This is a genomic window from Knoellia locipacati (assembly GCF_044791685.1).
Taxonomy (GTDB): Bacteria; Actinomycetota; Actinomycetes; order Actinomycetales; family Dermatophilaceae; genus Knoellia; species Knoellia locipacati_A.
On the sequence record NZ_CP087730.1, the window covers coordinates 3,930,669 to 3,955,334 of the forward strand.

The window sequence follows — 24,666 nt, forward strand, 5'->3', positions numbered from 1 at the left end:
TGGGTTGCTGACGGCTCAGGAGAGCGGGCCGTCGTGGTCGTGGTCGTCGTGCAGGCCACCACCGCTGAGCGTGCCGGCGCCGACGGGCTCGCCCTCGACCTGCTGGCCGGGGGGCGAGGCCGGACGGCCCTTGCCGCCGTTGACGTCCGCGGTGCTCATCGCGTAGGTCACGACGGCGTGGGCCATGGCGTCGGAGTTCTCGTCGACGGCCGTGACGTTGACGTTCGCGATCGTGTCGCAGGCCTGGTGGTAGCAGGCGTCGTAGGCGACGCCGGCGGTGCCACCGAAGACGGCCGCCTGCTCTGCGGTCTTGACGCCCTCGGCGCCGGTGAACAGGCCACCGGCCGGGATGCCCTCGGCGATGAAGGGCCCGTAGTCACTGCGCCCGGAGAACGGCGTCTCCTCCGACGGGAGGTTCTGCGAGGCGAAGTAGTTGTGGAACAGCTCCTCGATGGCGCCCGAGCCCTCCGGGCCCTCGGCGGCGCTGGGGCCGACCGGGAACCGCGAGTTGTCGCCGTCGTAGACGAACCGGACGTAGTTCGGCGAGCCGACCATGTCGAAGTTCAGGTAGAGACCGATGTCGGCGAGGCCCTCCGGGTCGTTCTCGACGAGGTCGGCGACGTAGTGCTCGGAGCCGAGAAGACCGAGCTCCTCCGCACCCCACCAGCCGAAGCGGACGGTGTTCTTGGGCGTGGCCTTGGCGAACTGCTCCGCGACCTCGAGGAGGGCGCCGCTGCCGCTGCCGTTGTCGTTGATGCCGGGGCCTGCGATGACGCTGTCGAGGTGGGCACCGGCCATGACGATGTTGTCGTCGTTGCCCGCGGCCGTCTCGGCCAGGACGTTCCACGTCTGACGGATCTCGGACTCGGTGTCGGTCTTGACCCGCACGACGGGGGCCTGGAGGGAGGCCAGCTCCGCGCCGACGGCGTAGCTCGCGCCGACGACGGGGATGGTGACCCCGGGTCCGCCGAGGGTGCCGGCGACCGCGGCGGTACGGCCCGGCTGGCCCTCGTTCATGACGATGACGGCCGAGGCCCCGGCCGCCTGGGCGAGCTGGGCCTTGAGACCGAAGTTGCAGGTACCGCGCTGGACGAGGGCGATGTTGCCGGCGGGGAACCCGGCGAAGGCGGATGCGTCACAGGCGGAGACGGTCTGTCCGGCCGGCGCGGTCGGCGGCAGCGTCAGCTGGACGGCCGTGACCGGGGCGGTGACGTTTCCGGAGCCGGAGTAGGTCATCGTGGCGAAGTCGGTGCCGACCACGTATGTCCGCGGCGACGGCGACAGGCGCTCCATCTCGGCGGGCGAGTTCTCGCGGTAGAACGGGAAGTCGAACTCCTGCACCGTGGGCGTGTAGCCCGCGGCAGTGAGCCGGTCCACGACGTAGTCGCGGGAGGCGGCGTACCCCGGGGTTCCCGAGGCGCGGGTGTCGTCGTTGGCATCCGCGATGGCCTGGAGGTTCTCGAGGTGCTCCATGACGCCGGCCGAGGTGACGGCCTTGCGCAGCTTGGCAGAGGTGTTGTTGGCGGGGTCTGCACCGGCCGGCGCGGACGCCGCCAGCACGAGGGCCGCTCCGCCGGCCGCTGCTCCGAGCCGGAGCCACAGGGCGCGTGTGAGGTCCTGTTTCTTCACGTGTGGTGCCTTTCAGTGACGGCCACCTGCCCCATTGCAGGTGGTCTCATGGCCCGAGCGGGGCTCGGGCCATGGTCACCGTAGGGGCGCGCGGCACGCCTGCGCCAGACCTCCGTCAAAGATCATCCGGAAACCACCCCGAACCGCCTGCCCCTCGGTCCGGTGGCGGGTCGGACAGTCCCGTGGTTGGGTCGAAGGACCACGACCTCCAGGAGACACACCCATGCGCCTGCGTCACCTCGCCCTTGCGGCCCGGGATGCTCATCGACGGCGACGACGCGGTGACCTCGTTCACGAGCCGGGGCTTCGACTGGGGCGGGCACTGGACCTCGCTCAGGGACTACCAGCACAGGGAGATCCGCCAGCCATGAGCTGAGCACACCCAGCGGCTGAGAAGGCGGGAGGCGCACCGGCGTCGGTGACCCAGCACACCGGCATACGATCGTGCTCGTGACGACCACGCCTGCCGCTCCGCTCCCCCTCCTCGTCCTCGGCCAGGGCCGCGACCTGCGCTCCGAGCGGGGCGTCGAGTGCCCCGGTGACCTGCCGTCACCGTCGGACCCCGGCCTCGTCGCGCGAGCCCGGGCGGCCAAGGAGGCACTCGGGGACAAGGTCTTCGTCCTCGGGCACCACTACCAGCGCAACGAGGTCATCGAGTTCGCCGACGTCACCGGCGACTCGTTCAAGCTCGCCAAGGAGGCCGCCGCCCGGCCGCACGCACCGTGGATCGTCTTCTGCGGAGTCCACTTCATGGCCGAGTCGGCCGACATCCTCACGAGCGACGAGCAGACGGTCATCCTCCCCGACCTGGCCGCAGGCTGCTCCATGGCGGACATGGCCGCCATCGCCCAGGTCGAGGACTGCTGGGACGAGCTCGTCGCCGCCGGTGTCGCCGAGGACACCGTCCCCGTCACCTACATGAACTCGTCGGCCGCGATCAAGGCGTTCACCGGGCGTCACGGCGGCACGGTCTGCACCTCGTCCAACGCGAAGACCGCGCTGGCCTGGGCGCTGGACCGGACCGGCGGGCTCGGCGGTTCGGGCAAGGTCCTCTTCTTGCCCGACCAGCACCTCGGCCGCAACACCTGGACCCGTGACCTCGGTGGCTCTCTCGAGGACTGCGTGGTGTGGGACCCGCACCGCCCGATGGGTGGGCTGACCGTCGAGCAGGTCACGGCCGCCCGGATGATCCTGTGGCGCGGTCACTGCTCGGTCCACGGCCGGTTCACGACCGAGGCGGTCGCGGCGGCGCGTGCCGAGATCCCGGGCGTCAAGGTCATCGTGCACCCCGAGTGCCGGCACGAGGTCGTCGAGCTGGCCGACGAGGTGGGCTCGACCGAGAAGATCATCCAGACCATCGCCGCGGCACCGGCCGGCACCGCCTGGGCCGTCGGCACCGAGCTCAACCTCGTCCAACGACTGGCCCAGATGTTCCCCGAGCAGCGGATCGCCTTCCTCGAGAAGAACGTCTGCTACTGCTCGACGATGAACAGGATCGACCTCCCGCACCTCGTCTGGGCGCTCGAGTCACTCGTCGACGGGCGGGTGGTCAACCCGATCCGGGTCGACGCCCAGGTGGCGGCCGATGCGAGGCGCGCCCTCGACCAGATGCTCGCGCTGCCGGGTGAGACCTCGAAGGACTGACGCACCGACGGGGTCAGGTGATCCGGACCCACGTCCGAGGGCCCGGGAGGCACCCGTCGCTCGGGCTCGTCGTCCTCATCTGACCCCCGGTGATGGTGACAGAGGAGAGGATCAACGGGCAGCTCGGTTGCACGCCCGAGTCGGGCAGGAAGACGGGTGAACCGTCCTCGCGCAGCGTGACGCGGCCCCGCTGGTCGGGGTCAGTCAGCCCGTCACCGTCGTCGTCGAGGACGTACCGGAGAAGACCACTGCGCCACGGGTCGCCCACGACGAGCAGCGTGTGGGTCTCCACGTGCAGCCAGACGCCGTGGAGGAAGGGTGATCGACTTCCGGGGCCCACCTCGGAGAGGGCTCGGGGAGACAGCTCTCCATCGAGGTAAGGCGCTGGAGAGATCCGCTCCAGCGAGAGCTGATCCGGCTCGTCCTCGCCCGTGCAGGAGTTCTTCGGGAACGTCGCCAGCACCACTCCCGGGCTGACTGTTCGGAGGTGCAACGGCCGGTCGCAGCCCTCTTCTCGCACTGTGTAGAGGTCGCCGGATCGTGACACGACATGAATGGGAAGCTCGCCCGCGAGGTAGCCGCCCGCAGTGGAGTAAGTCCCTACTCGACCGTCGGCGGTGAACACCCAGACCCAGGGGCTCTCCGGCACGTTCTGCCACGTGCCGACGATGTCGGCCGGGATCAGGGGCTGGTCCGACGTCGGCGCGCCCGCCGGGCTCGGCGTCTGCGAGTCGTCCGCGGAGAGGGCGAGCCCTCCGGCGATGGCAGCGGCCACCACCACGGCCGCGGCGGCCAGCCCCCACCGCCGTCGGGCCGGGGGAACCACCGGCGGCCCGCCGCGAAGTCGCGGGGCCGCCAGGGCGCCCATCAGTTCGGCCTCCAGCCGGGCGATGTCGCCGTCGGTGACGTCCAGGTCGTCGACGACGTGATGCAGCGCCTCGCGCGTGCGTGCCTCCACCTCGCTCACGGCGCCACCTCCATCCGCTCGTGCAGGGCGGCCAGCGCCCTGCTGGCATGCTTCTTGACCGAGCCGACGGACACCTGCAACAGGTCTGCCGTCTGGCGCTCGGTGAGGTCGAGGTAGTAGCGGCACACGATGACCTCCCGCTGGCGCTGCGGCAGGTCGCGCACCTGCCCGGCGATGCGCATCGAGGCCTCGTGCGCGAGGGCCTCGGCGTCGACACCTGGGCGCGACACGAGCTCGGGCCGCAGCGGCTCGGTGTCCACGACCCGCCGGGCGCGTCTGCGGTGCACGGAGCGGCACCGGTTCACGACGGCGGCCCTGAGATAGGCGTGCATGGCCGACCGGTCACGCAGGGAGCGCCAGTTCCGGTGCAGCGAGAAGAACGCGTCCTGCACCGCCTCCTCGGCAGCACCCCGGTCGCCCGTGAGGGCGTAGCCGAGGCGGACGAGGTCAGCGCAGTGTGCCCGGAACAGGACGGCGAGCGCCTCGTCGCGGCCGAGCTCGGCCACGGCGCCCGGAGCACCGGACCCTCGCTCACCGACCGACCGCAGAAGTGGACTCACACCAGCAGAGTCGCACCGCGGAACGGAAAGGTTGACCGCCTCGCGGAATTGGTCCGCGCATGGTCACCCGGGCACCGCCAGAGGTGGCCATGACGGGTCAGGACGAGGAGCCCGCGACCGGTCGAAGGGCCGTGAGACCGCCGGCAGCGGTCAGGCGATCCGCCTCCAGATCTGGGTCGCGCCTGCCGGCAGGCATCCGCCGCCGGCGGGGCCGGTCGTCGTGGTCATCGTGTTGTGGAGGATCGACAGCGAGGCGAACGCCAGCACGCAGGCCGGCCGCTCCGTCGAGGCGTCCGGGCGGAACACCGGCGGGGCCGTCGGGGACATGACCACACGGCCCTGCTGGTCCGGGTCCGACTTCCCGTCGCCGTCGTCGTCGAGGGTGTACCTCAGGACGCCAGTTCTCCAGGGTTGTCCGATGCCGAGCAGCGTCCCGGACTCGACATGGAGCCAGACTCCGTCGACGAGGCTGGACTGCGGGAGGAAGCCGGGCTCCTGCGACGGGGGCGGCGTCGCGAGCTCCCCGCCCAGGTACGGATCGGGCGAGACTCGCTCGAGCAGGATCGCCTCGGGGGCCGGACCCAGGTCGGGGTCGCACGTGGTCGCCAACGCCCAGAGTTCGACGGCCCCCGGACGCCTCTCCCTGATCCGTACCGTCTCGTCGCACCCGTCCTCCGAGTGGACCGTGTAGACGTCACCGGACCGGGAGAGGATCCGGCCGCTGACGTCACCGCCCTCGAGGTAGTCGGCGGCTCCGGGGTCCCTGCCCACGCCACCGTCGGCCGCGAAGACCCAGACGCCCAGGCTGTCGGGCACGGCTCGCCACGCACCCACGAGGTCGACAGGGACCAAGGGCCGGTCCGACGCCGGTGGCCGGGTACGACGCTCCACCGCCACGCGGTCGTCCCCGGACACTGCCAGGACGCCCGCAACCGCGGACGCCGCCACGGCAGCGACCACCAGACCCCACCGGAGACGCCACCGACGAGCTCCGTCGCGTTCTCGCGGGCCGACCAAGGACGTGAAGAGCTCCTCCTCCATCCGGGCCAGGTCGTCGTCGGTCACGCTGAGTCCGTCCACGACGTGGTGGAGGGCCTCACCCGTGCGTGACTCCACAGGGTTCGGCGCGACCCCTCCCTGCTGGCCGTCCAGCGTGGCCAGCGCGCGATCCGACTGCTTCTCGACCGAGCCGACGGACACCTGCAGGAGGTCTGCCGTCTCCAGCTCGGTCAGGTCCAGGTAGAGACGGCACACGATCACCTCGCGCTGCCGCTGGGGCAGCTCCCACACCTGCTCCGTGAGACGCCATGCGGCCTCGTGCGCCAGGGCCTCGGCATCCGCCCCGTGCAGGACGGCACCGTCAGGTCGCAGTGCCTTGGAGACACGAACCCGGCGCACGCGGCCACTCTCGATGGAACGGCACCCGCTCACCACGGCAGCTCTCAGGTGGGAGCGCATCGCCGAGCGGTCGCGCAGGGTTCGCCACTTCCGGTGCAGTGCGACGAACGCACGCTCCACCGCCTCCTCGGCAGCGCCCCGGTCACCCGTGAGCGCACACCCCAGTCGGACGAGGTCCGTGCCGTGAGCCCTGATGAGCACCGCCAGCGCCTGCTCGCGATCGAGCTCGGCGACGGAACCCGGTTCCCCGGGCCCCCTCTCGCCGGCCGCTCGCAGGAGAGGGCTCACACCTCCAGAGTCCCACCGACGCGCCGCTGGGCCACCCCGCTGGCAGAAATGGCCCCTCGCTGGTCACCCGGGCCCCACTGCACGTGACGCCCTCGGGTCAGTCGGGATCAGACAGCGACAGGTCAGGTCGAGACGAGGCCGTCCGGGCCGACGTGCGGGTTGTGAGCTGTCGGCACACGCTCGCCCTCGGGCGGCGGCCCGGGCGGCGTGCCGTCACCGAAGGGACGTCCGCCGAGCGACTCACGCCCGTGCGGCGTCGCCCATCCTGCGAGGTCGGGACCGGCCGGGACCACCCCGGTCGGGTTGATGTCGCGGTGGACCTCGTAGTAGTGGCTCTTGATGTGCACGAAGTCCGTCGTGTCACCGAAGCCCGGCGTCTGGAAGAGGTCACGGGCATAGGCCCACAGCACCGGCATCTCGCTGAGCTTCTGCCGGTTGCACTTGAAGTGCCCGTGGTAGACGGTGTCGAAGCGTGCCAGTGTCGTGAAGAGCCGCACGTCGGCCTCGGTGATCGTGTCGCCGACGAGGTAGCGCTGCGAGGAGAGTCGCTCCTCGAGCCAGTCCAAGGCTGTGAACAGCCGCTCGTAGGCCGTCTCGTAGGACTCCTGTGTCCCCGCGAACCCACAGCGGTAGACCCCGTTGTTGACCTCGGTGTAGACGCGCTTGTTGACCTCGTCGATCTCGGTGCGTAGGTGCTCGGGGTAGAGCTCCGGCGCACCCTCGCGGTGGTGCTCGCTCCACTCGCCCGAGAGGTCGAGGGTGATCTGCGGGAAGTTGTTGGTGACCACTCCCCCGCTCGGAACGTCGACGACGGCGGGGACGGTGATCCCCTTCGGGTAGCCGGGGAACCGGGCGAGGTAGGCGTCCTTGATCCGCGGGATCCGCAGCACCGGGTCGAGCCCGTCCGGGTCGAGGTCGAAGGTCCACGAGTCCGAGTCGTGCGTCGGTCCGCAGATACCCATCGAGATCGCGTCCTCGAGCCCGAGGAGCCGTCGCACGATGATCGCGCGGTTGGCCCACGGGCACGCGCGGGCGACGACGAGCCGGTAGCGGCCGGCCTCGACGGGCCACTGCTCACCGTCGCGCGTGATCCGGTCCTCGATGTATGCCGTGTCGCGGTTGTACTCGGCCTCGACGTAGGTGCCCGGCTGGGAGCCGGTGCTGGGGTCGGCGCGCATGCCGTCAGCCCCGCCCCATCGCACCGAGACGGGCCAGGAGCGCGGCCTCGGCCACGCAGACGTTCTCGAACTCACCCAGGTGGAGCGACTCGTTGGCACCGTGGGCCCGGGTGTCGGGGTCCTCGACCCCGGTGACGAGGATGGCGGCGTCGGGGAAGCGCTCCGCGAAGGCTGCGACGAAGGGGATCGAGCCACCGACGCCGATGTCGACCGGCTCGGTGCCCCAGGCGTCGGCGAAGGCGGCACGCGCCTGGTCGTAGACCGGACCGCTGGCGTCCGCGGCGAAACCGGCCCCCTGGTCGTCGAGCGTGACCTCGACCCTGGCCCCCCAGGGCGCGTGCTCGCGCAGGTGGGCCTCCAGCGCGGCGAACGCGTCCGCCGGCACCTCGTCGGCGGCGATCCGCATCGACAGCTTGGCCGAGGCGGTCGGCACGAGGGTGTTGGAGGACTTCTCGACCGATGGTGCGTTGATCCCGATCGTCGTGAGCGACGGCTTGGTCCACATCCGCGAGAGCAGCGAGCCGGAGCCGATCGTCGACACCCCCTCGAGGAGGCCGGACTCCTCGCGCAGCCGCTCCTCGGAGAAGTCGAGGTCCGCAGCCTCGCCCGCCTTGAGCCCGGCGACGGCGACGTTGCCCTCGTCGTCGTGCAGCGTCGCGATGAGCCGGACGAGGGCGGTGATCGCGTCGGGGACGGCGCCGCCGAACATGCCCGAATGGACGCCGTGGTCGAGCGTGGAGACCGTGACGACGACACGGATGAGGCCACGCAGCGTCGTCGTCAACGCGGGGGTGCCGATGTCCCAGTTCATCGAGTCGGCGAGGACGATCGCGTCGGCGCGCAGCTTGTCCCCGTGGCGCTCGAGGATGGTCATGAGCGAGTCGGAGCCGACCTCCTCCTCGCCCTCGACGAACACGGTGACCCCGACGGGCAGGTTGCCGGCGTGCGCTCGAAGGGCAGCGACGTGCGCCATGATTCCGGCCTTGTCGTCGGCTGCGCCGCGGCCGTAGAGGCGGCCGTCGCGCTCGGTGGGCTCGAAGGGCGCGCTGTCCCAGTCGGCGTCGTCGCCCGGGGGCTGCACGTCGTGGTGGGCGTAGAGCATGACGGTGGGCGCACCCTCGGGTCCGTCGACGTGGGCGATGACCGCGGGGGCACCGCCCTCGCGCACGATCTCGACCTCGAGCCCCTCGGCCCGGAGCAGCTCGGCCGTCGCCTCGGCCGACGCGTCAACGTGCGCCTGGTCGAAGGCCGGGAGCGACACGCTCGGGATGCGGGTCAGTGCCTCGAGGTCGCTGCGCAGTTCGGGCATGAGGCCGCGGATGGTCTCGCGCAGGGCGGAGAGCTGATTCAGGTCGGTCGAGTTCGTGGAGTCGGTCACGCGTGCGACCCTACTCAAGCCGAGCACGCGACCGAGGACCCAGCCGGACGGCATACACTCAGCCGGTGTTCGGACGCAGCAAGACCACCAACGAGAAGCTCGCGGAGCAGGCCGCCCTGCCGGCACGCGAAGGCGCCAAGAACCGTCCCACGCCCAAGCGGCGGGAGCAGGAGGCGGCGCGCAAGCGGCCCCTGGTCGAGACCGACCGCAAGGCGGCGCGCACCGCAGACCGGGCCAAGCGTCGCGAGCAGGTGGCCAAGCAGCGTCAGGCGATGCTCACCGGCGACGAGACCTACCTGCCCGCGCGCGACAAGGGCCAGACCAAGCGCTTCATCCGCGACTACGTCGACGCCCGCTGGGGCATCGCCGAGTTCATGCTGCCCGTGATGCTCATCGTGCTGGCGCTCTCGTTCGTCCGCCAGCCGTGGGCGATGCTCATCGTCTTCGCTCTCGTCTACGGCCTCATCCTCGCGGCCGTCGTCGACACGTTCCTCATGTGGCGCCGGGTCAGGAAGAAGCTCACCGAGAAGTTCGGTGAGGCTGCGGTCCAGCGCGGCGATGGCTTCTACGCCGCGATGCGCGCCTTCCAGATGCGGCGCACCCGCATGCCGCGCCCGGTCGTGGCGCGCGGCGAGTACCCCGCCTGACAACCACTTAGACGGAGACGTCGAGCGGCATCGGTCCGTAGACCTTGTCGCCGTCCCGGTGCAGCGTCACCGCGGCGATGCCCGCCTCGGCGAGCTCGCGCCACACCTCGCCGAACCAGTTCTCGGCGTCGGACTGCGTCGGGAACGCGGTCTCGGTCGTCGGCTCGCCGGTGACGGCGGCGCCGTCGGCGTCCTCGTAGGTCCAGGTCCAGGCCTCGGTCACGACGGGTTCTCCTCTGGTGGGGCGGGGGTCCCGCTCACCCTGACGGTCGGCTCGATGACGACCTCCGAGGTGAGCGAGCTGGCGATGAAGCAGCCCTGGTGGGCTTCGTGCATGAGCTCCTCGAAGCGCGCGACGTCACTGCCGGGGGCCACGACGACCTTGGGTCGCAACGTGATCCGGGTGACGCGCATGGGGTTCTCGCGTCGTGGCATGAGCCCCTCGGCGTCGTCGGTGTAGCCGAGGACGTCAAGTCCTGCCGACGCGGCGACGTGGAGGAACGACAGCATCTGGCACGAGCTCGCGGCGAGCACGAGGAGCTGCTCGGGGTTGGCGCGGGTCGGGTCCCCGCGGAAGTGCGGGTCGGCGCTCAGCGCGAACGCCGCGTCCGCCGGCGGGACCGCTCCCTCGTGGTTGCGCGTGTATGCCGTGTAGCCGCCGGCCGTGGACCCGCCGGAGCCGTCCCAGGCGAGCGTGGCGCGATAGATGTGGTCGGCCATGGTGCGCGCCCGTCAGGCCTCGCGGACGCCGACCTCGACGAACGGCGGCTTGGTCACCGTCGCCGTGACCTCGCGGCCGCGCACGTCGATGACGACCTCGTCACCGATCGCCACGGAGCGCTCGAGCTGGGCCAGCGCGATGCCCTCCTTGCGGGTCGGGCTGAACGTCCCGGACGTCACCTCCCCGACGACCTCGCCGTCCTTGAGCACGGAGCAGTGCGCCCGTGGGATGCCGCGACCGGTGACGACGAGCCCGCGGTTCAGGCGGGAGGTCTTGGCGGCACGCTGCTCGGTGAGCGCCTCCTTGCCCCAGAACGCCTCCTTGTCCCAGCCGACGGCCCAGGCAGCGCCGGCCATGACCGGGGTGATCTCGGTGCTGAGGTCGTTGCCGTGAAGCGGGTAGCCCATCTCGGTGCGGAGGGTGTCGCGCGCGCCGAGACCGGCCGGCATACCTCCCTGGTCGGCGACCGCGGCGGCGAGCGCGTCCCAGAGACCGGGGGCAGCGTCCCAGGTCGGCACGAGCTCGTAGCCGCGCTCACCGGTGTAGCCGGTGCGGCAGACGATGACGGGCTGCCCCTCCCACTCGGCCTCGGCGAAGGACATGTAGTCGTGGTCGACCGGCAGGCCGAGGGCGGTGAGCACCTCGTCGCTGAGCGGTCCCTGGACGGCGAACACGGCATACGCGTCGTGGAGGTTCTCGACCTCGATGCCCTCGGGGGCAGCCGCGCGCAGCATCTCGACGACCGCGGTCGTGTTGGCCGCGTTGGGGATGAGGAAGACGTCCTCGTCGCTGCGGACGTAGGCGATGAGGTCGTCGACGACACCGCCGTCGTCCTGGCAGCACATCGTGTACTGGGCCTGGCCCGGGCCGATGCGGCGCAGGTCGTTGGTGAGGCACGTGTTGACGAAGTCGACCGCGCTGACGTCGCCCGCACGACCGCTCACCCGCGCCTTGCCGAGGTGGCTCACGTCGAAGAGGCCGACCCGCTCGCGCACCGAGGTGTGCTCGGCGACGACGCCGCCCCCGGGGTACTCGATCGGCATCTCCCAGCCGCCGAAGTCGGCCATCTTGGCGCCGAGGGCGACGTGCCGGTCGTGGACGGGAGAATGCAGCAGATCGGTCATGTGCGCACGCTATCGCGCGGCCGTGACGACCGTCGCGGCTAGGGTGCCACGCGAAGGGGTGACGATCTCACCCGCCCGCAACGACGCCAGGAGTGACCGCAGTGCCCAGCCTGAACCTCACCACCCGTGACCTCGCGACGCTCAAGGTCGACGCCCTCGTCGTCGGCTCCGTCTCCACCGCCTCGGGTGCCGGGCTCGCGTCCGACCACGGCCTGCCCAAGGCCGCCGCGAAGCACCTCGACGCCGTCCTCACCGACCTCGAGGCGAAGGGCAAGCCGGGCGAGGTCGTGCGTGTCGTCGCCGTCCCCGACGTGGCCGCCACTGCTGTCGTCGTCACGGGTCTCGGCGCGGCCGACGACGTCACTCCGGACGTGCTGCGCGCCGCGGCCGGATCGGCCCTGCGCTCGGTGGCGACGAAGTCCTCGGTCGCCGTCGCGCTGCCGGCCGCCGACGAGGCCGCGCTCGCGGCTGTCGCCGACGGTGCGTATGCCGGCTGCTACAGCTTCGACGCCACCTCGACCAAGGCGTCGACCGGGGCGAGGAAGGCCGCTCCGGCCAAGGCCGCAGGTCCCAAGGTCACCGTCGTCTCGACCCTCGGTCAGGGCAAGGGTGTCAAGGCCGCCGTCGAGCGCGCCGCCGTCATCGGCGCCGCCCGCGACCTCGCGCGCGACCTCGTCAACACCCCGCCGAACCTCCTCACGCCGCAGACCTTCGTCGAGCGCGTCAAGGCCGCCGTCGCGGCGTCGCCGGGCAAGGTCACCGTCTCCGTCCTCGACGAGAAGGCCCTCGCCAAGGGTGGCTTCGGCGGCATCGTCGGCGTCGGCCAGGGCTCGGCCAACCCGCCGCGCATCGTGACGATGACCTACTCCCCCAGCGGGCGTGGCGCCAAGGGCGGCTCGGTTGCGCTCGTGGGCAAGGGCATCACCTTCGACTCCGGCGGCCTGTGCATCAAGCCGGCCGGGAGCATGCTCACGATGAAGTCCGACATGGCGGGCGCGGCGGCCGTCGCGGCGACCGTCCTCGCGGCCGCCGAGCTCGGCGGACCCGTGTCCGTCACCGGCTACCTCTGCCTCGCCGAGAACATGCCGAGCGGCACCGCCCAGCGCCCCGGCGACGTCGTGACGATGCGCAACGGGACGACCGTCGAGATCATCGACACCGACGCCGAGGGACGCATGGTCCTCGGTGACGGCATCTGCCTCGCGAGCGAGGCCAAGCCCGACGTCATCGTCGACATCGCCACCCTCACCGGTGCGCAGATGGTCGCCCTGGGCAGCCGGGTCGCCGGCGTCATGGGCAACGACGACGCGTTCCGCACGGCGGTCGTCGAGGCCGGCACTGCCGAGGGCGAGGACTCCTGGCCCATGCCGCTGCCGCGCGAGCTGCGCCCCGGACTCGACTCGGTCGTCGCGGACATGGCGCACAAGGCCGACCGGTGGGGCGGCATGCTCACCGCCGGACTCTTCCTCCAGGAGTTCGTCGGCGAGGGCATCTCGTGGGCCCACGTCGACATCGCCGGCCCGTCGTTCAACGAGAAGGGCGCGGACGGCGCGATCCCCAAGGGCGGCACCGGCTACGGCGTCGCCATGCTCGTGCGCCTCATCGAGTCCCGCACCGCCTGACCGCCCTCCTGACGCACTGATTGCCCCATGCGGCGCCGGAAGGCGCCGCATGGGGCAATCAGTGTGTGCTTGTCAGACGGACTTGCGGCGGAACATCTGCTCCCGGCCGGAGGTCTCCGGGCCGTGACCGTGGTCGACCTTGGACCGGTCCGAGTGGTCCGACACGTCGGCTCCACCGTGGGCGTGCTTCTTGTCCAGGGCCTCTCGGAACTTCTTCTTCATGTCCTCGCTCGGGGTCGGGCGCGGACTCTTCGAATCGGACACGGGGCCTCCTGGATCGGTGGTGCGGTCACCCTCACTCTCGCACGCCCTCAGCCCGCCCTGCCACACGCTTCTGCGGCGCATGTCGGCCAACCGCCTGACCTGGACCATGAGCGGGTGTCATCGTGTGCAGATGTCCGCGGGCGCGAGGTGGGACCGGGTGACGCTGGGACCCCAGCGGCGCCGGCGTCGCATGCTCCGGCGCCTCGCCGAGCTCGACCGGCTCGACGCCCGGTCCGCCTCCGTGGACAGCTCACCGTGGCGACCCCCTTCCCAGGCCATGTATGCCGTCCCGCCGGTTGCGCGCCGACGTCGCCTCACCCTCCTCCCCCTCGTCGTCACGGTCGGCGTGACCGCCGGACTGCTGTGGGTTCGGACGGCGGCGACCGACCAGATCGACCACGTCGCCAGCCTCATCCCCGTGTCGGACGCACGGCCACCCCTGGCGGCCGACGCGACCCTGGCCAGGCTGGCGCCTCAGCCGATCTCCCCCGGTGGATCGAGTGGCTTCACCTTCATGATGGAGAACGACCTCGGCGCGGCGGCCTACGACCCGTGCCGCCCACTCCATCTCGTCGTCAACGGCGAGGCCGCGCCAGCGGGGGCCGACACCATCCTGCGCGACGCGCTCGCCATGGTCGCGCCGGCCGCCGGCCTCCACGTGGTCGTCGACGGACCCACCGACGAGCGGGCGCAGGAGAAGCGCCCGGTGGTCGACCGCGGCCGCTACGGCAACCGGTGGTCACCCGCCCTCATCGCGTGGACCACCCCCGCGAGCGACCCCCGGCTCGATGGGGCGACGGCCGGCATCGGTGGCAGCCAGGCGATGACCGACGCCACCGGCCGGCTGCGCAACGTCACCGGCATGGTCCACCTCGACGGACCCGACTTCACCCAGATGCTGACTCGGCCCGAGGGTCGCACCGAGGCCGTGGCGGTCGTCGCCCACGAGCTGGTCCACCTCTTCGGCCTGGGTCATGTCGAGGACGACGGCCAGCTCATGGGGGCGCGCTACGAGGGCCAGGCCGGTCTCGGTGACGGGGACCGCCGCGGGCTCGCCCGACTGGCGGCCGCACCCTGTGCCCGCGGGGTGTGAGACCCCTGCTTCAGCGTGCGGGTCAGCGGCGACGCTGGCGTGAGTTCCAGTCGCGCATGCGCTGCGGGTAGCCGGTCTGGTTCACGTCGTACGTCGGCAGCTGGAGCTCGGTCGCGAGGCGGAAGCCGTCCTCGCGCGACGGCACGGCGCGGCGCATCCACTCCCCGTCGTGCGCGATGAGGATGACCGTCGTGGCCGTGACGTTGGTGGCCGGCTCGACGAACGCCTCGACCCCCCGCCGGGTCGTCGCGAACTCCTGGAAGTTCGCCCGGGCCCGGCGCAGGTCGTCCTTGGAGGGCGCACTCGCACCCGGTGCAGGAGCTCCCCGCTTGCCTCGCCTCCACCACGCCATGGGCCCACGATACGGGCGAGGACTGGGCGCTCGCTGTGACTCGCCAGGGTGGGCGGACGGCATACGGGATCGCCTGGAGGTCCCTCGGACCTCCTGTGACGCGGGCCACGGCGCAGTGACAGGATGGGCCGGAACTGGCGCGACGTCGACGAGACCCGATCGGCGGGCGCGCCCTGATGCCACAGAGGGAGCAGCACCGATGCCGGCCACCGCCGAGGACAGCTACGACGTCGTCATCCTGGGAGGCGGGAGCGGCGGCTACGCCTGCGCCTTCCGCGCCGCCGAGCTCGGGCTGCGAGTGGCCCTCGTCGAGAAGGCGAAGCTCGGTGGCACGTGCCTGCACGTCGGCTGCATCCCGACCAAGGCACTCCTGCACGCCGCGGAGGTCGCCGACAGCGCCCGTGAGAGCGCACAGTTCGGGGTGCGGGCGACGTTCGAGTCGATCGACATGGCCGGGGTCAACGCCTACAAGGACGGGGTCGTCGGTCGCCTGCACAAGGGCCTCATCGGGCTCGCCAAGGCGCACAAGGTCGACATCGTCGAGGGCACGGGTCGTCTCGTGGACCGCTCCACCGTCGAGGTCGACGGCCGCCGGGTGACGGGCAAGCACGTCGTCCTCGCGACCGGCTCCTACCCGAAGTCGCTGCCCGGCCTCGAGATCGGTGGCCGGATCATGACGAGCGAGCAGGCACTCCAGCTCGACCACGTCCCCGACCGCGTCGTCGTGCTCGGCGGCGGCGTCATCGGCGTCGAGTTCGCCTCGGTCTTCCGGTCCTTCGGCTCCGAGGTCACCGTTGTCGAGGCGCTCCCCCGGCTCGTCGCCGCCGAGGACGAGGCCGTCTCCAAGGTCCTCGAGCGCGCCTTCCGCAAGCGCAAGATCACCGCGAAGACGGGTGTGAAGTTCACCGGCGCGACCCAGGACGGCGACGTCGTCACCGTCTCGCTCGAGGACAGCACGAACATCGAGGCCGACCTGCTCCTCGTCGCGGTCGGGCGTGGTCCGGTCACCGACGACCTCGGGTTCGAGGAGGCCGGTGTCACCCTCGACCGCGGTTTCGTCACGACCGACGACCGCCTCCGGACCAGCGTCGAGGGCGTGTATGCCGTGGGAGACATCGTCCCCGGCCTCCAGCTCGCGCACCGCGGCTTCCAGCAGGGCATCTTCGTCGCCGAGGAGATCGCCGGGCTCACGCCCGCGACCATCGTCGAGAGCACGATCCCTCGCGTCACCTACTGCGACCCCGAGATCGCGTCGGTCGGCCTCACCGAGGCCCAGGCCCGCGAGGTGCACGGCGAGGTCGAGACCTACGAGTACAACCTCGGTGGCAACGGCAAGTCCCAGATCCTCCAGACCCAGGGCTTCGTCAAGCTCGTGCGCTCCAAGGACGGGCCCGTCGTCGGCGTCCACATGATCGGCGCCCGCATGGGTGAGCAGATCGGCGAGGCCCAGCTCATCGTGGGCTGGGAGGCCCACGCCGAGGACGTCGCACCGCTCATCCACGCCCACCCGACCCAGAACGAAGCACTCGGCGAGGCCCATCTGGCGCTCGCTGGCAAACCGCTGCATGCTCACAACTAGAGTTGACGCACGCCACCGTCGATAGGAGAACAGACACCATGTCCGAACGTGTGACCATGCCCGCCCTCGGCGAGTCCGTGACCGAGGGCACCGTCACCCGGTGGCTCAAGAACGTCGGTGACCAGGTCGAGGTCGACGAGCCGTTGCTCGAGGTCTCGACCGACAAGGTCGACACCGAGATCCCCTCGCCGGTTGCCGGCACCCTCCAGGAGATCCTCGCCGAGGAGGACGAGACCGTCGCCGTCGGCGCCGACCTCGCCGTCATCGGCGACGGTGCCGCGTCGGGTGGCGACTCCGGCGCGCCCGCCGAGCAGTCCGGCGACGAGCAGGTCGAGCAGGCCGCTGAGGCTCCCGCCGAGTCCGCTGCCGCGAGCGACGACAACTCGGGGCAGTCCGGCGACGGCGACGCCGTCGACTCTCCCCAGCAGCAGGACGAGGTGGCCGCCGCAGGTGACGAGGGTGGGCAGGAGCCGGCAGCTCCGCACACCGATGCTCCCGCCGATTCCGCGCCGGCGCAGTCCGCTCAGTCCAGTGGCGGCGGTGGCGGTGGCGGTGGCGGTGGCGGCACGACCGTGACCATGCCCGCCCTGGGCGAGTCCGTGACAGAAGGCACGATCACCCGCTGGCTCAAGGCCGAGGGCGACGAGGTCGCCGTCGACGAGCCCCTCCTCGAGGTCTCGACCGACAAGGTCGACACCGAGATCCCCTCGCCGGTCGCCGGCACGCTGAGCAAGATCCTTGTCCAGGAGGACGAGACCGTCCCGGTCGGCGCCGACCTCGCTGTCGTCGGTGGCGGCGACGGCGGGTCCCAGTCCGCCCCTGCCGCCGAGTCCGCCCCGGCCGCCGAGCCTGCTCCGGCGCAGGAGCAGGCAGAGGCACGCGCCGAGAAGGAGGCTCCAGAGCAGGAGGCTCCCGCACAGGAAGCCCCCGCACAGGAGGCTCCCGCGGAGTCCGAGACCCCGGCGCAGGAGGACGCGAGCCAGCAGCAGGCCGCACCGGACGAGCCGTCCGCGTCGGAAGGTGAGGTGGCCCAGGCCGCAGCCCCGGCTCCGGCCTCCGCCCCTGCGGCCCAGGCACCTGCTCCCGCCTCCACGTCGGCCTCGGCCGCTGACTCCGGGTCCGGCGACGAGTCCCAGGACGCCTCGGCCTACGTCACCCCGCTCGTGCGCAAGATCGCTGCCGAGAACGACATCGACCTCGCCAGCGTCAAGGGCACCGGCGTGGGTGGACGCATCCGCAAGCAGGACGTCCTCGCGGCCGCCGAGGCCGCCAAGGCTCCGGCCGAGGCACCCGCGGCACCGGCTCCGGCCGCTGCGGCTCCGGCACAGTCGTCGGGCTCCAAGGCCGCCGCGCCCGAGAGCGGGCTGCGTGGCACGACCCAGCCGATGACGCGGCTGCGCAAGGTCATCGCCAAGCGCATGGTCGAGTCGCTCCAGACGTCGGCACAGCTCACGACGGTCGTCGAGGTCGACGTCACGAAAATCGCGCGACTGCGCGACCGCGCCAAGAGCGACTTCGCCCGACGCGAGGGCACCAAGCTCAGCTTCCTGCCCTTCTTCACGCTGGCCGCCATCGAGGCGCTCAAGGTGCACCCCACGGTCAACGCGAGCATCGAGGGTGACAACGTCATCTACCACGGCAGCGAGAACGTCGGGATGGCCGTCGACACCGACAAGGGCCTCCTCGTGCCGGTCGTCAAGAACGCCGGAGACCTCAACATCGCCGGCCTCTCGCGCAACATCGCCGAGCTGGCGGAGCGCACCCGGACCAACAAGATCACGCCCGACGACCTGGCCGGCGGGACGTTCACGATCACCAACACCGGCTCGCGCGGCGCGCTCTTCGACACGCCGATCATCAACCAGCCGCAGGTGGCGATCCTCGGCACCGGCGCGGTCGTCAAGCGACCCGTCGTCGTCAAGGACTCCGACGGTGGCGAGACCATCGCCATCCGTTCGATGGTCTACCTCGCCCTCTCCTACGACCACCGGATCGTCGACGGCGCCGATGCCGCCCGGTTCCTCACCACGGTCAAGGAGCGTCTCGAGGAAGGCGCCTTCGAGGCAGACCTCGGGCTCTGACCTCCATGACACAGCGCATCGCCGTCGCCGGCTCGACCGGACTGATCGGGGGTGCGCTGTGTCGTTCCCTGCGTGAGCGGGGGGACGACGTCGTCCGCCTCGTCCGTCGCCCCTCCGAGCACTCCTCCGAGGTGCAGTGGGACCCTGCGTCCCGCCATCTCGACCCGCATGTCCTCGACGGCGTCGACGCGGTCGTCAACGTCGCCGGGGCCAGCCTCGGAGGCCGCCGGTGGTCACCCGAGTTCAAGGCCGAGCTCATCCACTCGCGCACCGACAGCACCACGGCACTGGCTGAGGCGATCGCACCGAGCGGACGCCCGATCCACCTCGTCAACGGCTCGGCGGTGGGCTACTACGGCGACCGTGGTGACGAGGTGCTCACCGAGGAGAGCGAGGGCGGCTCCGGCTTCCTCAGTGACCTCGTGCGCGCGTGGGAGGGGTCCACGGAGCCGGCCAGGGCCGCCGGCGCACCGGTCGCCCTCGTCCGGACGGGCATCGTCCTCGCCGCGCAGGGCGACGCCTTCAAGCCGCTCCTGCTGCTCACCAGGCTGGGCCTCGGCGGGCCGTTGGGCAACGGTCGGCACTACTGGTCGTGGATCACGCTCGCGGACGAGGTCCGCGCGATCCTGCACGTCCTCGACAACCGGCTCGAGGGCGCGGTGAACCTTACCGGACCGGACCCGGCCACCCAGCGCGAGATCGTCGCCGAGATGGGCCGTCAGCTCCACCGACCCACGCTGCTCCCGGCACCGGCGTTCGCCCTCCGCGCTGTCCTGGGCGAGATGTCGAGCGACATCCTCTCGAGCCAGCGTGCCCTCCCCCAGCGCCTGCTGGCCAGTGGCTTCGAGCACGAGCACGCCACCCTGCCGGACGCCGTCCGGTGGATGCTCGCGGACGGTTCCTAGGTGTGATGTCCATAGAGGTTGTCCCGCCCTGCGGCGGTGAGTCGGGCTGACAGGTGAAGGCCTCCGGTTGTGAAGTGGAGCTGTCGAGGAACCGCTTCACCAACCAGGAGGCCTTCGTGTCCCACGCTAACGCGACCCTGACCCCGATCACCCGACTGCGCTTGGCGCGCCTGATCGTTGATGCCGGCTGGACGTACTCAGCGGCCGCGACGATGTTCATGGTCTCGCCGCGTACGGCCAAGAAGTGGGCTGACCGGTACCGCCTCGAAGGACCAGCCGGGATGGGCGATCGCAGCTCACGGCCGCACCACAGCCCGACCAAGACGCCCAAACCATTGGTGCGAGCCATCGTGGGCCTGCGGTGGCGCCACAGGCTCGGGCCGGTACAGATCGGCGGTCGGCTCGGGATCCCGCCATCCACGGTGCACGCCGTGCTGACCCGGTGTCGACTCAACCGGCTCTCCCGGATCGACCGGGTCACCGGCGAGCCATTACGCCGCTACGAACACGACCACCCAGGATCACTGATCCACGTCGACGTCACCAAGTTCGCCAACATCCCCGATGGCGGCGGCTGGCGCTACGTCGGCAGAACCCGAGGCCGACGCAACAAGGAGGTCACAGCTCAACGAACCGGTGAACGCGGCCACGCCTACCGACCACTGATCGGCACCGCGTACCTGCACACCGTCATCGACGATCACTCCCGTGTCGCCTACGTCGAGATCTGCTCCGACGAGAAGGCCACCACCGCAATCGCGGTCCTGCAGCGCGCGGTGACCTGGTACGCCCAGCGTGGCGTCACCGTCGAACGGGTCCTGTCCGACAACGGGTCGGCCTACAAGTCTCACGCGTGGCGCGATGCTTGCGAACAACTCGGCATCACCCCGAAGAAGACCCGTCCCTACCGACCACAGACCAACGGCAAGATCGAACGCTTCCACCGCACCCTGGCCGACGGCTGGGCCTACGCACGCCAGTACGACTCAGAAGACCAACGCAGAGCCGCGCTGCCCCGATGGATCCACTCCTACAATCACCACCGACCCCTCCGCACTCGGAGGCAAGCCACCGGTCACCCGACTGACCAACCTCCCTGGACATCACACCTAGGCGACGCGGACGTCGTGCACCCGCCAGCCGGCGCGCGTGCGGACGAGGTCGAGGAGCACGGGCGCGGCCGCGACGGCGGGCCTGCTCACCTCGCCCGACGGGCCACGCACGACGTGCGCGCCGGTGTCGATCCGCGTGCGGAGGGTCACCGAGTCGTCTCGCTCGGCGACCACCTCGGCTCGGCGGACCACGAAGCTGAGGCCGACGTAGCGTTGGCCCGACCGCTGCACCCCCGCCAGCACCGCAGCGTCGCGGACCCAGGCCGGTGACCCGGGCGCATCGACCTCCACCAGTCGGGCCGCGACACCGGACGACCAGGCGTCCGCCCTCGCATCTGCGAGGACCTGAGCCAGGGCCACCGGGTCACGGGACGCGGCGTCGGCGGCCATACGCGGATCGGCCCCTCCCCCGTTCGCAGTCCCTGCGTCCGCCACTCCCCCGTTCGCGGCCCGTGAGTCCGGTGCTCCCGAGTTCGCAGTCCCGGCATCGCCGGAGACACCTCCCGCCGACGCCTGACCCGTCACGGTGCCCGACGATGAGGTGGCACTGGCCTCGTCGCGGTCTCCCCGCCAGGACAGAAAACCCAGCACCAGCGCACCGACGACGGTCACGACCGCGACCCACGGGAGGATCATCCGCAGACCGTGGACTGCACGCCGCGCGATGGCCCCGGCCCCGGCGCTCGGGCCCGCCGACCACGCACGATCGCCGAACGCGCCCAGCCCGCGCAACCCTCGGCGCACCCACCCGTGCGCCTGTCCGCTCACCCCGGCCCCGGCAGCGGGTCGCGCCGCGGCACGGATCCGTCGGGTGAGCAGGCTGACGTCGGTGTCTGCTCCCGCCTCCTCGAGCGCGAGGACGAGCGGCTCTGGGTCCGCACTCCCGAAGACGGCCACGGCCAGCTCGTCGGCGTCCGGCCGGTCCTCGGGACGCGTGCGCAGCGCCCGTTCGACCGCGTCGGCGAGCAGGTCAGGCACGCCGGGCGCCCGGTCGCCCAGTCGCCCACGCAGGACCGCCGGTCCGGGCGCCTCCCCGGTGAGGCAGAACCAGGCCAGTGCGCCGACGGCGTGCACGTCGGAGGCCGGGCTGGGCAGACCTCCGGCCATGACCTCCGGCGCCACGAAGCCCTCCGTGCCGCGCAGCTCCGCCAGGCCCTCGCCGACGATCCGGGCGACACCCAGGTCGGACACGAAGGGGCGGCCGTCGAGGTCGAGCAGCACGTTGTCGGGCGACAGGTCGCCGTGGACGATCCCGACACCGTGGAGCCTGGCCAGCGTGGCGGCCACCGGGCTGAGCACCGTCACGACTTCGCCCGGTCGCAGGTGCCCGCGGGCCCGGACGACCGAGCCCACCGTCCCTCCGGCGAGGTGGTCGAGGACGAGGGCGACCTCGCCACTGGGCAGTGCCAACGCCTCGTGCAGGCGCACGAGGTGCGGGTCCCGGATGCGACCGAGGATCGCGAGCTCGACGAGCGCGTCGTCGACGTCCACCGCCTGCACGACCTTGACCGCGACGCTCCGACCGTCCGGAGCCGTGGCCGACCAGACGGTGCCGGTCCCACCGTGGCCGATCGGCTCGACGACGTCGTAGCCGGGCAGGCTGGGAGCGGCGTGGTCCACGATCCGGTGGCGGCCGGCATACCGGGTCGTCGCGGTGAGCTCCGAGGTCTCCATGGACCCACTCTCACCGACATCGCAGACACGGCCGAGAGCTTTTCCACAGGCCCGGCTAGGGTCACCGGATGCCCGCCTCGCAGCCCACGATCCTCGCCACGTCCGGTGGCTACCGCCCCGCCAGCCGCACCTACCTCGAGTTCGACGCGCTGGTCCACCACGCCGTCGAGCTCTCCGGCGCGCAAGGACGCCCGAAGGTCGCCTTCCTCGGCACCGCCGGCGGCGACCAGCGCTACTTCAACGACCACGTCCACCAGGCGGGTCGCGTCGCGGGCTTCGAGATCTCGACGGTCGACCTCTTCCCGATGCCCAGCGTCGAGGACATCGCCGAGCACCTCCTGGCCCAGGACGTCGTCTGGGTCAACGGTGGCTCGGTCGCCAACCTGCTCGCCGTGTGGGGCGTGCACGACGTCGGCACCGCCATGCGCGCCGCCTGGGAGGCCGGTGTCGTCCTGTCGGGTGTCTCGGCGGGATCGATCTGCTGGTACGCCGGTGGCACGACCGACTCCTTCGGCCCCGAGCTGCGGGCCGTCACCAACGGTTTGGGGCTTCTCCCCTACGGCAACGGCGTCCACTACGACTCCGAGTCGCGGCGGCGGCCCCTCGTCCACCGGCTCGTCGCTGACGGCACCCTCCCCGAGACCCACTGCACCGACGACGGCGTCGGCCTCGTCTACCGCGGCACGGAGCTCGTCGAGGCCGTGTCCGAGCGGGACGGCAATGGCGCCTACGTCGTCACGCGCCAGGGGGACGAGGCGGTCGAGGAGCGGATCGAGCCGCGCCGCCTCCCCAACCCCTGAGCCTCAGCGAAAGCGTTCGGCCGTCTCCTGCAGTCGGATCCTGTGCCTCTGCCAGTAGTCGGCGTCGCCGTCGGGCATGTTGGGAGCGCTCGGACGCATCCCGACGGCTCCGTCGACCGTCTCCCTCAGGATGTCGGCGTGGCCGGCGTGGCGAGCCAGGTCCGTGATGACGTGCACCAGGAGGAGGTGCAGCGGGACGTCCCGACCTCGTTCACCCCACCACGGCACGGTGCCCGTGGCGTCGAGGTCGAGCTCGTCGATGAGCGCGTCCGCGTGACCAGCGACCCGCTCGTGCAGCTCGAGGATGTCGGCTCGTGACTCGGACTCCGTGGCCCACAGGTCGATGTTCGGCTCGTCGTCCATCGCGGCGTACCACGCGGGAAGGTCCGGCAGCGGCCGCCCGAAGCACTCACCGAAGTAGCCGGCCTCGACTCCGGCGCAGTGCTTGACCAGTCCCAGCAGGTTGGTCCCGGTGGGGGTCATCGGTCGGCGGATGTCATAGTCGTCGAGCCCGTCGAGCTTCCACCGCAGGGCCTCGCGCTGGCCGCGCAGATAGCGGTGGAGGACGGTCTTGGGGTCGTCGGCCATCAGGACTCCTCGGACCGGGGTCGGGTGCCGGGGGTGATGACCTCGACGACGCGGCCGTCGTCGGCGCTGGTGCGGGCCGCGTCGATGACGGCCAGCGTGTGGACGGCGTCCATGGGGTCGACGGGCAGGGCCGCCTGGACGTCGGCGGCTCCGAGCGCCGCACCCACGGCGCGGTAGTAGTCGACCTGGGTCGCGGCTGTGGTCCGGACCGGCTCCCGCTCGTCCGCGCGGTAGAGCCAGCCGCAGTGCTCCGCGTCGGCGTCGGCGGTGTCGGGGAAGACGTTGACGTCGTTCTCGAAGTCGTTCTGGACGTAGGCCGCGTCGCGCCCCAGCAGGCGCACGCGCGGACCCGGGGCACCGGCGACCGAGGTGGCGCCGAGGTGCGTGGTCACGCCCGACTCGTGACGGCATACGAGGAAGGCGTCGTCCTCGGCGGGAGTGGTGTGCGACTCGACCGTGGCGAAGACGGTCGCGACCGGACCGAAGAGCTGCACGGCCATGTCGACGAGGTGCGAGTGGAGGTCGAGCAGGATGCCTCCGCCCTCGGTCGGCGGGGCGTTCTCGCGCCAGCGGTCCTTGGCCACCGGGCGCCACCGCTCCCAGCGAAGCTCGCACCGGAACGGTTCTCCCGCAAGGCGATCGGCGACGACCGTGGCGAGCGTCGCGAACTGGTGGTCGTAGCGCCGGTTCTGGAAGACCGTGAGCGGGACCTCGGCGCGGGCGGCGGCGTCGACGAGCCCAAGGGCGTCGTCGGCGTCGACGGCCAGTGGCTTGTCGACGACACACGGTATGCCGGCCGCGATCACCTTCTCGGCGTGCTCCACGTGGCTGCCGCTCGGCGTCGCGAGCACGACGACGTCGAGCCCATCGACCCGCAGGAGCGCATCGAGGTCGTCGACGACCAGGGCGTCAGGGAAGTCCGCGGCGACCTCCGCCCTGCGCTCGGGGTTCGAGGTGGCCACCGCCGCGAGCTCGAGGCCCGCGTCACGGATGAGGGGGGCGTGGATCCCACGTCCGGCCGATGCATAACCCGCCAGTCCGACTCTCACCATCCACCGGACC

Annotated in this window: 23 protein-coding genes and 1 pseudogene; 10 read left to right on the top strand and 14 right to left on the bottom strand. The window is 71.5% G+C overall.

Annotation, left to right across the window (positions count from 1 at the left end; genetic code table 11):
* Positions 1–15: 15 nt before the first annotated feature.
* On the bottom strand, positions 16–1,629 hold the full coding sequence (locus LL946_RS18450) for a M28 family metallopeptidase (protein ID WP_404383321.1): 1,614 nt from the start codon (positions 1,627–1,629) through the stop codon (positions 16–18).
* Positions 1,630–1,811: 182 nt separating this feature from the next.
* On the opposite strand from LL946_RS18450, the gene LL946_RS18455 reads away from it, so the two are divergent.
* Together LL946_RS18455 and nadA are read left to right on the top strand one after the other, a co-directional pair.
* The gene (locus LL946_RS18455; RefSeq protein WP_404383323.1) at positions 1,812–2,000 is read left to right on the top strand and encodes a M15 family metallopeptidase; all 189 of its coding nucleotides are present in this window, start codon (positions 1,812–1,814) and stop codon (positions 1,998–2,000) included.
* A gap of 79 nt (positions 2,001–2,079) precedes the next feature.
* On the top strand, positions 2,080–3,273 hold the full coding sequence (gene nadA / locus LL946_RS18460) for a quinolinate synthase NadA (RefSeq protein ID WP_404383325.1): 1,194 nt from the start codon (positions 2,080–2,082) through the stop codon (positions 3,271–3,273).
* Positions 3,274–3,286: 13 nt separating this feature from the next.
* Here the strand turns inward: nadA and LL946_RS18465 are convergent, their stop codons facing one another.
* The 5 genes from LL946_RS18465 to LL946_RS18485 form a co-directional block, all read right to left on the bottom strand.
* Positions 3,287–4,240 (bottom strand): hypothetical protein, encoded by a 954-nt coding sequence (locus LL946_RS18465; protein WP_404383327.1) that lies wholly within the window; start codon positions 4,238–4,240, stop codon positions 3,287–3,289.
* The gene (locus LL946_RS18470) at positions 4,237–4,800 is read right to left on the bottom strand and encodes an RNA polymerase sigma factor (RefSeq protein ID WP_404383329.1); all 564 of its coding nucleotides are present in this window, start codon (positions 4,798–4,800) and stop codon (positions 4,237–4,239) included. Before LL946_RS18470 ends, LL946_RS18465 begins: the two co-directional genes overlap by 4 nt.
* Before the next feature lie 150 nt (positions 4,801–4,950).
* The gene (locus tag LL946_RS18475) at positions 4,951–6,486 is read right to left on the bottom strand and encodes a sigma factor-like helix-turn-helix DNA-binding protein (RefSeq protein WP_404383331.1); all 1,536 of its coding nucleotides are present in this window, start codon (positions 6,484–6,486) and stop codon (positions 4,951–4,953) included.
* Between the two features lie 122 nt (positions 6,487–6,608).
* Positions 6,609–7,664: a glutathione S-transferase family protein gene (locus LL946_RS18480; RefSeq protein WP_404383333.1), complete on the bottom strand. Its 1,056-nt coding sequence runs from the start codon at positions 7,662–7,664 to the stop codon at positions 6,609–6,611.
* 4 nt (positions 7,665–7,668) lie between these two features.
* Positions 7,669–9,042 (bottom strand): dipeptidase, encoded by a 1,374-nt coding sequence (locus tag LL946_RS18485; protein ID WP_404383335.1) that lies wholly within the window; start codon positions 9,040–9,042, stop codon positions 7,669–7,671.
* Positions 9,043–9,107: 65 nt separating this feature from the next.
* Here LL946_RS18485 and LL946_RS18490 point away from each other — a divergent pair, with 65 nt between their 5' ends.
* Positions 9,108–9,689, top strand: coding sequence for a DUF3043 domain-containing protein (locus LL946_RS18490; RefSeq protein ID WP_404383337.1), 582 nt, complete (start codon positions 9,108–9,110; stop codon positions 9,687–9,689).
* Positions 9,690–9,696: 7 nt separating this feature from the next.
* Here the strand turns inward: LL946_RS18490 and LL946_RS18495 are convergent, their stop codons facing one another.
* From LL946_RS18495 to gcvT, 3 genes are read right to left on the bottom strand one after another with little or no spacing between them, the layout of a single operon-like run.
* On the bottom strand, positions 9,697–9,912 hold the full coding sequence (locus LL946_RS18495; RefSeq protein ID WP_404383339.1) for a hypothetical protein: 216 nt from the start codon (positions 9,910–9,912) through the stop codon (positions 9,697–9,699).
* Positions 9,909–10,409 (bottom strand): OsmC family protein, encoded by a 501-nt coding sequence (locus tag LL946_RS18500; protein ID WP_404383341.1) that lies wholly within the window; start codon positions 10,407–10,409, stop codon positions 9,909–9,911. Before LL946_RS18500 ends, LL946_RS18495 begins: the two co-directional genes overlap by 4 nt.
* Before the next feature lie 12 nt (positions 10,410–10,421).
* A complete protein-coding gene (gene gcvT / locus LL946_RS18505; RefSeq protein WP_404383343.1) occupies positions 10,422–11,534 on the bottom strand; it encodes a glycine cleavage system aminomethyltransferase GcvT in 1,113 nt (370 codons plus the stop codon).
* A 101-nt stretch (positions 11,535–11,635) separates the two neighbouring features.
* Here gcvT and LL946_RS18510 point away from each other — a divergent pair, with 101 nt between their 5' ends.
* Positions 11,636–13,156: a leucyl aminopeptidase gene (locus tag LL946_RS18510; RefSeq protein ID WP_404383345.1), complete on the top strand. Its 1,521-nt coding sequence runs from the start codon at positions 11,636–11,638 to the stop codon at positions 13,154–13,156.
* A 72-nt stretch (positions 13,157–13,228) separates the two neighbouring features.
* On the opposite strand, the gene LL946_RS18515 is transcribed toward LL946_RS18510, so the two are convergent.
* Positions 13,229–13,420: a DUF5302 domain-containing protein gene (locus LL946_RS18515; RefSeq protein WP_404383347.1), complete on the bottom strand. Its 192-nt coding sequence runs from the start codon at positions 13,418–13,420 to the stop codon at positions 13,229–13,231.
* 157 nt (positions 13,421–13,577) lie between these two features.
* Between LL946_RS18515 and LL946_RS18520 the strand changes: the two genes are divergently transcribed.
* On the top strand, positions 13,578–14,513 hold the full coding sequence (locus LL946_RS18520; RefSeq protein WP_404383349.1) for a matrixin family metalloprotease: 936 nt from the start codon (positions 13,578–13,580) through the stop codon (positions 14,511–14,513).
* Positions 14,514–14,535: 22 nt separating this feature from the next.
* Here the strand turns inward: LL946_RS18520 and LL946_RS18525 are convergent, their stop codons facing one another.
* Positions 14,536–14,865: a hypothetical protein gene (locus tag LL946_RS18525; RefSeq protein ID WP_404383351.1), complete on the bottom strand. Its 330-nt coding sequence runs from the start codon at positions 14,863–14,865 to the stop codon at positions 14,536–14,538.
* Positions 14,866–15,064: 199 nt separating this feature from the next.
* Here LL946_RS18525 and lpdA point away from each other — a divergent pair, with 199 nt between their 5' ends.
* From lpdA to LL946_RS18545, 4 genes and pseudogenes are all read left to right on the top strand, one after another.
* Positions 15,065–16,444 (top strand): dihydrolipoyl dehydrogenase, encoded by a 1,380-nt coding sequence (gene lpdA / locus LL946_RS18530; protein WP_404383353.1) that lies wholly within the window; start codon positions 15,065–15,067, stop codon positions 16,442–16,444.
* A gap of 38 nt (positions 16,445–16,482) precedes the next feature.
* Positions 16,483–18,525: a 2-oxoglutarate dehydrogenase, E2 component, dihydrolipoamide succinyltransferase gene (gene sucB / locus LL946_RS18535; protein ID WP_404383355.1), complete on the top strand. Its 2,043-nt coding sequence runs from the start codon at positions 16,483–16,485 to the stop codon at positions 18,523–18,525.
* Positions 18,526–18,530: 5 nt separating this feature from the next.
* Complete coding sequence (locus tag LL946_RS18540; protein WP_404383357.1) at positions 18,531–19,430, top strand: TIGR01777 family oxidoreductase; 900 nt, start codon at positions 18,531–18,533, stop codon at positions 19,428–19,430.
* Positions 19,431–19,546: 116 nt separating this feature from the next.
* Positions 19,547–20,543 (top strand): annotated as a pseudogene (locus tag LL946_RS18545) (IS481 family transposase).
* Here LL946_RS18545 and LL946_RS18550 read toward each other — a convergent pair.
* Complete coding sequence (locus LL946_RS18550) at positions 20,540–22,216, bottom strand: protein kinase (RefSeq protein ID WP_404383359.1); 1,677 nt, start codon at positions 22,214–22,216, stop codon at positions 20,540–20,542. The pseudogene LL946_RS18545 and the gene LL946_RS18550 sit on opposite strands and share 4 nt — an antisense overlap.
* A 68-nt stretch (positions 22,217–22,284) precedes the next feature.
* Here LL946_RS18550 and LL946_RS18555 point away from each other — a divergent pair, with 68 nt between their 5' ends.
* Entirely contained in the window at positions 22,285–23,016 is a 732-nt protein-coding gene (locus tag LL946_RS18555; RefSeq protein ID WP_404383361.1) for a Type 1 glutamine amidotransferase-like domain-containing protein, read from the top strand.
* A 3-nt stretch (positions 23,017–23,019) separates the two neighbouring features.
* Here LL946_RS18555 and LL946_RS18560 read toward each other — a convergent pair whose 3' ends face one another.
* The gene (locus tag LL946_RS18560; protein WP_404383363.1) at positions 23,020–23,604 is read right to left on the bottom strand and encodes a DinB family protein; all 585 of its coding nucleotides are present in this window, start codon (positions 23,602–23,604) and stop codon (positions 23,020–23,022) included.
* Complete coding sequence (locus LL946_RS18565) at positions 23,604–24,656, bottom strand: Gfo/Idh/MocA family protein (protein WP_404383365.1); 1,053 nt, start codon at positions 24,654–24,656, stop codon at positions 23,604–23,606. Before LL946_RS18565 ends, LL946_RS18560 begins: the two co-directional genes overlap by 1 nt.
* Positions 24,657–24,666: the final 10 nt, after the last annotated feature.

Coding starts and splice junctions, on each gene's coding strand:
- gcvT (WP_404383343.1), bottom strand. CDS start 11,534: ATGACCGATCTGCTGCATTCTCCCGTCCACGACCGGCACGTCGCCCTC.
- LL946_RS18560 (WP_404383363.1), bottom strand. CDS start 23,604: ATGGCCGACGACCCCAAGACCGTCCTCCACCGCTATCTGCGCGGCCAG.
- LL946_RS18565 (WP_404383365.1), bottom strand. CDS start 24,656: ATGGTGAGAGTCGGACTGGCGGGTTATGCATCGGCCGGACGTGGGATC.
- LL946_RS18500 (WP_404383341.1), bottom strand. CDS start 10,409: ATGGCCGACCACATCTATCGCGCCACGCTCGCCTGGGACGGCTCCGGC.
- sucB (WP_404383355.1), top strand. CDS start 16,483: ATGTCCGAACGTGTGACCATGCCCGCCCTCGGCGAGTCCGTGACCGAG.
- LL946_RS18480 (WP_404383333.1), bottom strand. CDS start 7,664: ATGCGCGCCGACCCCAGCACCGGCTCCCAGCCGGGCACCTACGTCGAG.
- lpdA (WP_404383353.1), top strand. CDS start 15,065: ATGCCGGCCACCGCCGAGGACAGCTACGACGTCGTCATCCTGGGAGGC.
- LL946_RS18555 (WP_404383361.1), top strand. CDS start 22,285: ATGCCCGCCTCGCAGCCCACGATCCTCGCCACGTCCGGTGGCTACCGC.
- LL946_RS18540 (WP_404383357.1), top strand. CDS start 18,531: ATGACACAGCGCATCGCCGTCGCCGGCTCGACCGGACTGATCGGGGGT.
- LL946_RS18550 (WP_404383359.1), bottom strand. CDS start 22,216: ATGGAGACCTCGGAGCTCACCGCGACGACCCGGTATGCCGGCCGCCAC.
- LL946_RS18525 (WP_404383351.1), bottom strand. CDS start 14,865: ATGGCGTGGTGGAGGCGAGGCAAGCGGGGAGCTCCTGCACCGGGTGCG.